Annotated in this window: 10 protein-coding genes; 8 read left to right on the forward strand and 2 right to left on the reverse strand. The window is 71.4% G+C overall.

The genetic code is table 11. From position 1 onward, the window contains the following. Nucleotides 1-62 precede the first annotated feature (62 nt). Nucleotides 63-1613: an FAD-dependent monooxygenase gene (locus ACFFNX_RS10605; protein WP_378198710.1), complete on the forward strand. Its 1551-nt coding sequence runs from the start codon at nucleotides 63-65 to the stop codon at nucleotides 1611-1613. Here ACFFNX_RS10605 and ACFFNX_RS10610 read toward each other — a convergent pair whose 3' ends face one another. Together ACFFNX_RS10610 and ACFFNX_RS10615 are read right to left on the reverse strand one after the other, a co-directional pair. Beyond that, nucleotides 1614-1766 (reverse strand): DUF397 domain-containing protein, encoded by a 153-nt coding sequence (locus ACFFNX_RS10610; protein WP_378198713.1) that lies wholly within the window; start codon nucleotides 1764-1766, stop codon nucleotides 1614-1616. It abuts the gene before it with no gap. After that, nucleotides 1763-2578 carry a Scr1 family TA system antitoxin-like transcriptional regulator gene (locus ACFFNX_RS10615; protein ID WP_378198716.1) on the reverse strand — a complete coding sequence of 272 codons (816 nt, stop codon included), beginning with the start codon at nucleotides 2576-2578 and terminating at the stop codon, nucleotides 1763-1765. The genes ACFFNX_RS10610 and ACFFNX_RS10615 overlap by 4 nt, the downstream gene beginning before the upstream one ends. A 143-nt stretch (nucleotides 2579-2721) precedes the next feature. On the opposite strand from ACFFNX_RS10615, the gene ACFFNX_RS10620 reads away from it, so the two are divergent. The 7 genes from ACFFNX_RS10620 (at nucleotide 2722) to ACFFNX_RS10650 (ending at nucleotide 7545) form a co-directional block, all read left to right on the forward strand. Then, entirely contained in the window at nucleotides 2722-3183 is a 462-nt protein-coding gene (locus ACFFNX_RS10620) for an ATP-binding protein (RefSeq protein WP_378198719.1), read from the forward strand. Between the two features lie 44 nt (nucleotides 3184-3227). After that, entirely contained in the window at nucleotides 3228-3581 is a 354-nt protein-coding gene (locus tag ACFFNX_RS10625; RefSeq protein ID WP_378198722.1) for a helix-turn-helix domain-containing protein, read from the forward strand. A 198-nt stretch (nucleotides 3582-3779) separates the two neighbouring features. Further along, nucleotides 3780-3905: a hypothetical protein gene (locus ACFFNX_RS10630; RefSeq protein WP_378198725.1), complete on the forward strand. Its 126-nt coding sequence runs from the start codon at nucleotides 3780-3782 to the stop codon at nucleotides 3903-3905. 90 nt (nucleotides 3906-3995) lie between these two features. Continuing rightward, entirely contained in the window at nucleotides 3996-4583 is a 588-nt protein-coding gene (locus tag ACFFNX_RS10635) for a TetR/AcrR family transcriptional regulator (RefSeq protein ID WP_378198728.1), read from the forward strand. Then, nucleotides 4580-5404, forward strand: coding sequence for an alpha/beta fold hydrolase (locus tag ACFFNX_RS10640; RefSeq protein ID WP_378198730.1), 825 nt, complete (start codon nucleotides 4580-4582; stop codon nucleotides 5402-5404). Before ACFFNX_RS10635 ends, ACFFNX_RS10640 begins: the two co-directional genes overlap by 4 nt. Before the next feature lie 76 nt (nucleotides 5405-5480). Next, a complete protein-coding gene (locus ACFFNX_RS10645; RefSeq protein WP_378198733.1) occupies nucleotides 5481-6131 on the forward strand; it encodes a PadR family transcriptional regulator in 651 nt (216 codons plus the stop codon). 199 nt (nucleotides 6132-6330) lie between these two features. Then, on the forward strand, nucleotides 6331-7545 hold the full coding sequence (locus tag ACFFNX_RS10650) for an FAD-dependent oxidoreductase (protein ID WP_378198736.1): 1215 nt from the start codon (nucleotides 6331-6333) through the stop codon (nucleotides 7543-7545). The last annotated feature ends 495 nt before the right edge of the window (nucleotides 7546-8040 follow it).

Raw genomic sequence — 8040 nt, forward strand, 5'->3', positions numbered from 1 at the left:
GCCCGGCACGAGCACTGTTCGGGTTGACACGATCAGCGTTCCAGAAATATAGAATAGTGTTCGTGTCCAGAAGAGAAGAGATGTCCATGAAGACCACGCCGACCGCAGGCGGTACGAACTACGACGTGCTCGTGGCGGGCGCCGGGCCGGTCGGCCTGATGCTCGCCACCGAACTACGGCTGGCGGGGGTCCGGGTCCTCGTAGTCGAACGGCGGACGGAGCCCGACACCGCGCTCAAGGCGGAGGGGATCAACACCGCCGCCGCCGAGGCCTTCGAACGGCGCGGCCTGCTCCCCGCGTTGGAGGCGGTGAAGAGGCGGCCGCCGTTCCAGGGGGAGCGGACGCGTCCGCCGTTCGTCGGGCACTTCGGCGGGATTCAGGTCCCGGCCGACCCGGTCGACGAGGACGATCCTCGTCTGCGCGGCCGTGGCCCGGCCTGGTATCTGCTGGTCCCCCAGGTCGAGCTGGAGCAGATCCTCGGCAGGCGCGCGGCGGAGCTGGGCGCCGAGGTCCGGCGCGGGGTCGAGGTGAGCGGCTTCGACGCCGACGAGGCCGGTGTCACCGTTCACCTGCGCGGCGGCGACGATGTACGCGTGGCGTGGCTCGTCGGCTGTGACGGAGGCCGCAGCCTGGTCCGGCGCCTGGGGGGTTTCGAGTTCCCCGGTACGGACCCCCAGATCACGGTCCGCCAGGCGGTCGGCACCGTGGAGGGGGCGGAGCGCCTGGGGCGAGGCTGGCAGCACACCTCGACCGGCGTCTACGTCTACGGGCCGATGCCGGGCCGGGTGCGCACCGTCGAGCTGGACGGCCCTCCGGCGGACCGGGAGACCCCGGTCACCGCGGCCGAGATGGAGGCCAGCCTGCGGCGCGCCAGCGGTGTCGACGTCCGCGTCACCGAGGTCGCCGGCGGCACGCGCTTCACGGACCACGCGCGGCAGGCGACGACCTATCGGCGCGGTCGCGTGCTGCTGTGCGGCGACGCCGCGCACGTGCACTCGCCGTTCAGCGGCCAGGGCCTGAACCTGGGGATCGGCGACGCCGTCAACCTGGGCTGGAAGCTCGCCGCCACCGTACGGGGGTGGGCGCCCGAGGGCCTGCTCGACACCTACACCGCCGAACGGCATCCGATCGGCGCCTGGGTGCTCGACTGGACGCGTGCGCAGGTGGCCGTGATGCGCGGCGACGCCTACAGCAGTGCGCTCAGGAGCGTGGTCACCGACTTCCTCGGCACCCGGGACGGGGCGACCTACTACGTGAAGCGGATCTCCGGCCTGTGGCAGCGCTACGACCTGGGGGGCGGCCATCCGCTGGTCGGTGGGACGATGCCCGATCTCCGGCTGGACGACGGCACGCGGCTCGCCGACCATGCCCACGGGGGCCGGGCCCTGCTGGTCGACCTCGCCGGGGACGACAAGCTGGCCGCCCTGGCCAGGCCGTACGCCGGGCGTCTGGAGCTGGTACGGGGCGGTGCGGACGGCGCCGGGGTGAGTGCCCTGCTGGTACGTCCCGACGGCTTCGTGGCGTGGGCCTCGGCCGACGGTGTCAGTGACCCCGCCGGCCTGGAAGCCGCCCTGACGCGCTGGTTGGGGGACGACACGAGTCGCTCCAACTGATCAAGCCTGAGACGACTCCACGACGGTGACCTCGACGCAGTTGCCGCCGCTGCCGTCGCTGCGGCTGCTCTTGCGCCAGAGGGCGGTGACCTCGACGCAGTTACCTCCGCTGGCTCCGCTGCGGCTGCTCTTACGCCAGTCAAGGGAGTTCATAGGCCCTCCAGGATCGACTCGATCAATTTGCGGGACTCCGCCACGGGAAGGGCGTGCCCCCTGATCAAGTCGTACCTTACTTGGAACTCGGACACGCCCGCCGCATCCTCCACAACCTGGCCACGCCCAGACGATTCGGTATAGGCGATATCGGGTTCGTTGTCGAAACCCAGGAGTACGAGGTCGCCTTCCAGGCCCACGTGGGAGTCCGCGCTCTGTGGCACGACGTCGAGCATGATGTTGGGGCGCTTGGAAACTTCCAGCAGGTGCTGGAGTTGGCCGCGCATCACCTCTCGGCCGCCGATCATGCAACGCAGGGCCCGCTCGTCGATGGTGACCCATAGACGCGGCGGCTTTTCCCGGGTGAGGATCGCTTGCCGTTCTATGCGTGCGTTCACGAATTGATCGACCGTATCCGGCTGTTGCAGAGCCAGCAGAATCGCGCGGGCGTACTCCTCTGTCTGGAGCAGTCCTTGAATGAGTACGAGACTGTAGGCTCGCATCGTGCTCGCCTGGGCCTCTAGTTGAATATATTTGGAGAAGCCTGGCGGCAGGACCGCCAGTCGCCGGGTCTCCATGATCAGTTTCCATAGTCGTTTGAAGAGACCGTTGGTCTTGAAGAAGAAGTCGGAGTCCTCGGAGAACTTCTCGGACGGAATGTTCTTTCCGGCCTCGATCTGGCCGATGAGCTGAGGCGTGTAGCCGAGCAGCTCGGCCAGCTCGACCTTGGACATCGTGCCGCGCCAGGCCGTTAATTCGGTGGCGAACGCGCGGATCGCCGGGACCTCGTACGGCTCGCGTCGGGCGACCATGGGACCTCCAAAGCGAAACCGCATTCACGCGGTTTCGTTATTCTAGAAAGGGGGTGCGGAACCGGTCTTCGATGGTTCGTCGCTCAGTGTAATCGCCCGTGTGAGGCTGGTCGCCGGATTTCGGAAAAATGAAGAGGCGAAAATTGCGAGCGATACACGAAGCCGCAGAGACGGCATGGCGGCCGCCAATCGGCGAGAGCCGCGTCCACCGATTCCCCCTGCCGCCGCATCCGATCGCGGCCGAACAGGCGCGGCTCCTGACGAGGATCGCGCTCGCCGACTGGGCGCTCGGCGAGGCCCTCGACAACGCGCTCATCATCGTGGCCGAACTGGCCACCAACGCCACCAAGATCGGCGAGGTCTTCCATCTCTCCCTGACCCGCCAGGGCGGCACCGTACTCATCGAGGTCTGGGACACGAGTGAGGCGCTGCCCGACCGCCGGCGGCGTTCGGTCGACCGGGTGGACGGGCGCGGGCTGCTGCTGGTCGAGGGATGTTCGAAGGACTGGGGCTGGCGGCTGGAGGACCGGGGCGGCAAGACGGTGTGGGCGATCGCCGACGCCGCCGAGGAGCCGGAGCCCCCGCCGTCCGGCCTCCGCATGTGACTCCGGCTCCCCTCGATCGACCCCCCTCTCCCTGGAAAGAAACCGTGCTCCCCGACGCGTTCCCTCCCGACGACGACCTGCTCAAGCCCCGTGAGGTCGCCGAGCTGTTCGGCGTCCGTACGACGACGATCGCCCGCTGGGCCCGCGAGGGCCGCCTGTCCCCCCTGCGTACGCCGGGCGGCCACCGCCGCTACACCCGCGGGAGCCTGCGCGCGCTCCTCGCCGAGTCGCGAGCCCCCGAAGAACCGAGCGCCGACGACGCCGTACGCCTGTACGAGCAGGGCTGGAGCATCCGCCAGGTCGCTCAGCGATTCGACGTGAGCTACGGCACGATGCGCCGCCTCCTCCGCGGCAGGACCACGCTGCGCACCCGCGGCGGCCGCCTGCCCGGCGACTGACGTTGCCGGGCGCGGCCCTGCCGGGTCCCCCGTGGAGACCGCCGGGTGGTTCGAACGACCCGGCGCCCGGGCGGCGACGCGCCGCCCTCCGGTCATGCCGGTTCCCTCCGCGAGAGGCCTCCGTAGACGGCGGCGAAGAGCGCCGCCGGCAGGGCCGCGACGCCGGCGCCCCGGCTCGACGGCACCACCGCCCCGGCCATGCTGCTGCCCACGACCCTGACCAGCGCCTTCACTCCACCGGCTGAGCGAGGTGGGGAGGAGCCGACCGCCCGCGACGCGTACGCCACGAGGGTGCGCGCCCTCGTGGACGGGCTCCTGTCGTAGTCCGTTCCGGTCCTGGTGGTGGCCCGTTTGCGCGACCTGAGCTAGGAGCCCTAGGCTCATACCTAGAGGCTCTAGGTCAGGAGGTGGCGCATGGTCCGTGCCGGTCTCAGCGCGGTCAGGCTCACGGAGGCGGCGGCGGAGATGGCGGACGAGGTCGGGTTCGAGCACGTCACCGTCTCGGCGCTCGCGCGTCGCTTCGGCGTGAAGGACGCCAGCCTGTACTCCCACGTGAAGAACCTGCGGGACCTTCGCGTACGGATCGCGCTGCTCGCCGGTGAGGAGATGACCGAGCGCATCGGCGTGGCGGTGGCGGGCCGGGCGGGCAAGGAGGCACTCGTCGCCTTCGCCGACGCCTACCGGGGGTACGCGCTCGACCATCCCGGCCGCTACGCGGCGACCCAGCTGCGGCTCACGCCGGAGGAGGCCGCCGACTCCGTAGGACTGCGCCGCAGCATCGAGCTGACCCACGGGATGCTCCACGCCTACGGCCTGGCCGAGCCCGACCTGACCGACGCCGGCCGCCTGCTGCGCGCCGCCTTCCACGGCTACATCCACCTGGAGCTCGGCGAGGGGTTCAGCCACCCCCGCGACGTCCGGGAGTCCTGGTCGCGCTCGCTCGACGCGCTCCACGTGCTCCTGGCGAACTGGCCGTCCCGACGCGAGGAGGACACACGATGAACACACCCCTGACCGGCACGCTCAAGGTGCCCGGCGCCACCCTCCACTACGAGACGTACGGCGCCGGACCGGTCCTGCTGCTGATCCCCGGCGGCGCCGCCGACGCCGGACTGTACGCGGGCATGGCCGCGGACCTGGCCGCCCACCACACCGTGGTCACCTACGACCCGCGCGGCCTGTCCCGCAGCCCCCTCGACGCCCCGCTCACCGACCAGAAGGTGGACGTGTGGAGCGACGACGCCCGCCGCCTGCTCGATCTGCTCGCCCCGCACGAGGAGGCCTCCGTGCTCGGTTGCAGCTCCGGCGCCATCGTCGCGGTCGACCTGCTGGCCCGGCACCCCGAGCGGCTGCGCCGCGTGGTCGCGCACGAGCCGCCGCTGCTCGGACTCCTGGAGGATCCCGCCCCGCACCGGGCGCTGTTCGCCGAAGTGCGCGAGGTCTTCCGTACCGAAGGGGCCGGTGCGGCGATGGCCCGGTTCGGCGAGGGGCTGGGAGGCCCGCCCGCGGAGCGGCCGGCGGAACCGCCGCCCGAGATCCGGGAGATGGCCCCCCGGATGCACGCCAACCTGCCGGTGTTCCTGGGGCACATGCTGGTCCCGTTCTCCTCGACCGTTCCGGACCTGGCCGCGCTCGGCCGCGTCGCCCGCAAACTGGTGCCGGCGGCCGGGCGGGACTCGCGCGGCCAGGTGCCGCTCCACGGCCCGGTCGCCCGGCTCGCGGACCTGCTCGGATCGCGTCTCGTCGAGTTCCCGGGCGGGCACCTCGGCGCGGTCGAGTCGCCGCAGGAGTTCGCCAAGGTGCTGCTGGAGGTCCTCGACTGACCCGAGGCGTCATCCGCCGGTCTTGTGGCGCATTACTCGTACACGTATATTCGTAGGCGAGTAACCGGGAGGCGTCGTGGCCGAGAAGCGGAAGGTCGGCAACCTGCTGGCCCTCGCGGTGCTGGCCACCGTCTACACCCGGCCCATGCACCGGTACGAGATGGCCTCCGTGATGCGTGCCCGTGGCAAGGACCAGGACATGGACATCAAGTGGGGCTCGCTCTACACCGTCGTCCAGAACATGGAAAAGCACGGTTTCCTCGAGGTCGTCGGCACCGACCGCGCGGGTGCCCGCCCGGAGCGCACGATCTACGCGATCACCGAGGCGGGCAGGCGCGAGCTGGTCGAGTGGACCCGGGAGCTGATCGCCACACCGCAGGCCGAACACCCGAGGTTCGCGGCGGGTCTGTCCGTGCTCGCCGTGCTGACCCCGCAGGAGGCGATCGCCCTGCTCCGGGAGCGGCTCGGCCGCCTGGAGGAGTCGATCGACGCCCAGCGGGCCTCGATCGCGCGCAGCGGCGAGGAGGGCGTTCCCCGGCTGTTCCTCGTCGAGAACGAGTACGGCCTGGCGATGCTGGAGGCGGAGGCGGCCTGGAGCCGTTCGCTGCTCGGCGAGCTGACGTCCGGCGCGTTCCCGGACCTCGCTGGCTGGCAGGCGTGGCATCAGACCGGCGAGATGCCGGACGAGGTGGCGGAGATCGCCGAGAGGGGGCTGCCACCGGACTGACCCCGGGAGGTTCCCCGATCTGGCCCGGTGGCGGTGCGGCAACACCGCCACCGGGACCTTCCTCGAACCGAAGCCCGCGAACACGAACCCGGCCCTGAGGTGGCGATCAAAGGATATCCGGGTTCTCTCCGGCGGGACGGTTCGCGTTCACCCACCGCACGCCGGCGCCCCGCGTCGGCGCACCCCACAGGAGAGAACCATGTCCAAGGTACGTACCGCGATCGTCATCGGCGGCGGCATCGCCGGTCCCGTCGTGGCCACCGCGCTGGTCAAGGCGGGCGTCGAGGCGACCGTCCACGAGGCCTACCCGGCCGGGCCGGACGGCATCGGCGGCGCGCTCGCCCTCGCGCCGAACGGCCTCGCGGCGCTCGGCGTCATCGCCGCCGGCGACGCCGTCCGCGACATCGCCGTCCCGATACGGCGGACGGCCATGAGCCTCGGCCGGGGAGAACCCCGCGCGCTGCCCGGCCTGGCGGGCGTGCCGCCCCTCCAGGTGGTCGAACGCGGCGACCTGCACCGGGTGCTGCGGGAACGGGCGCTCGCCGCCGGTGTGCGGTTCGCGTACGGCAAGCGCCTGGCGGGCGCCGACGACGACCCGGACGGCGTCACCGCGCGCTTCGCCGACGGCTCCAGCGCCCGGGCCGACATCCTGATCGGGGCCGACGGGGTCCGCTCCACCGTCCGCACCCTGATCGACCCGGACGCGCCCGGCCCCGACTTCACCGGCCTGCTGGGCTTCGGCGGGCACGCCGACGTCGACCTGGACCTGGAACCCGGAACGATGACCTTCGCCTACGGCAGCCGCGCCTACTACCTGTACTGGCCGCAGCCGGGCGGCGGGGTCGCGTGGGGCGCCAACCTGCCCTCGCGCACGTACATGACGCTGAGCGAGGCACGGGCGATCCGGGCCGGGGAATGGCTGCGCACGCTGCGGGAGACGTACGCGGGCGACGCCCCCGGCGGCCTGCTGGCCGAACGCACGACGCCGGAGACCCTGCAGGTCGTCGGGGCGCTGCACATCATGCCGCCCGTGCCACACTGGTATCGCGGCCGCATGGTGCTGGTCGGCGACGCCGTGCACGCACCGTCCAACAGCACCGGGCAGGGCGCCTCACTGGCCATCGAGAGCGCGATCGAACTGGCCCGCTGCCTGCGCGACCTGCCCGACCCACCCTCGGCATTCGCCGCGTACGAGGACCTACGCCGCACCCGGGTCGAGCGGATCACGTCACGCGGCAGGAAGGTCAACCACACCAAGACCCCGGGACCGCTCACGCGCCGGGCCATGTCGCTGCTGATGCCACTCGCGTTCAAGGTCATGAACATCGAGAAGTCCATGGGCTGGGAGCAGCGCCACACCATCGACTGGAACGCCCCGGCGGTCCCGGCGCCCGCCCCCGCACCGACCGGCTGATCCCGCAGGGGTCACCGGGCCGGTGCCTGCGCGTGCCGCCCGGTGCCCGCTGCGCCTTCGTGTCGAGGCGGCTCGATGTCCTGGAGGTGGCTGGTCACCGCGTGCCCATTACGGCGACCGTCGGTGTGGGCCGGTGTCCGGCCGTCGCGTACCGGCGGCGCGGTCCCTCGCTCACGACGCTGGTTCCTTGCCGCCACCGAAGTCGCGGCGCAGGGTCTCGCCGTTCGGCGCGCCGCCGACGGCGGCCGAGATCCTGTCCCAGGACCAGTCGGCGGCGCGTGCCTCCCGTGGTGCAGTTGCGGGCCGGGCGGGCCAACGACCTGCCCGGCGCCGCGCGCCTGCGCGACCTCACCCGGCGTCTGCTCCACCTAGATCGTTGATGGGAATTGTGTGTGGGCTGGTGGTTAGTGGTCGTAGGCGGTGAGTGATCGTTTGACGGGTGCGTCGATGAGCCAGTTGTGCCAGATGGCGGTGTTGAGGGCGAGGATGCGCTGG

Origin of the sequence: Actinoallomurus acaciae, from assembly GCF_042429965.1 — a bacterium.
In the GTDB taxonomy this organism is placed as follows: Bacteria; Actinomycetota; Actinomycetes; order Streptosporangiales; family Streptosporangiaceae; genus Actinoallomurus; species Actinoallomurus acaciae.

Excerpts from the sequence above, each read along its gene's own strand:
- ACFFNX_RS10640 (WP_378198730.1), top strand. The coding sequence starts at position 4,580 with ATGAACACACCCCTGACCGGCACGCTCAAGGTGCCCGGCGCCACCCTC.
- ACFFNX_RS10635 (WP_378198728.1), top strand. The coding sequence starts at position 3,996 with ATGGTCCGTGCCGGTCTCAGCGCGGTCAGGCTCACGGAGGCGGCGGCG.
- ACFFNX_RS10615 (WP_378198716.1), bottom strand. The coding sequence starts at position 2,578 with ATGGTCGCCCGACGCGAGCCGTACGAGGTCCCGGCGATCCGCGCGTTC.
- ACFFNX_RS10650 (WP_378198736.1), top strand. The coding sequence starts at position 6,331 with ATGTCCAAGGTACGTACCGCGATCGTCATCGGCGGCGGCATCGCCGGT.
- ACFFNX_RS10630 (WP_378198725.1), top strand. The coding sequence starts at position 3,780 with ATGCTGCTGCCCACGACCCTGACCAGCGCCTTCACTCCACCGGCTGAG.
- ACFFNX_RS10610 (WP_378198713.1), bottom strand. The coding sequence starts at position 1,766 with ATGAACTCCCTTGACTGGCGTAAGAGCAGCCGCAGCGGAGCCAGCGGA.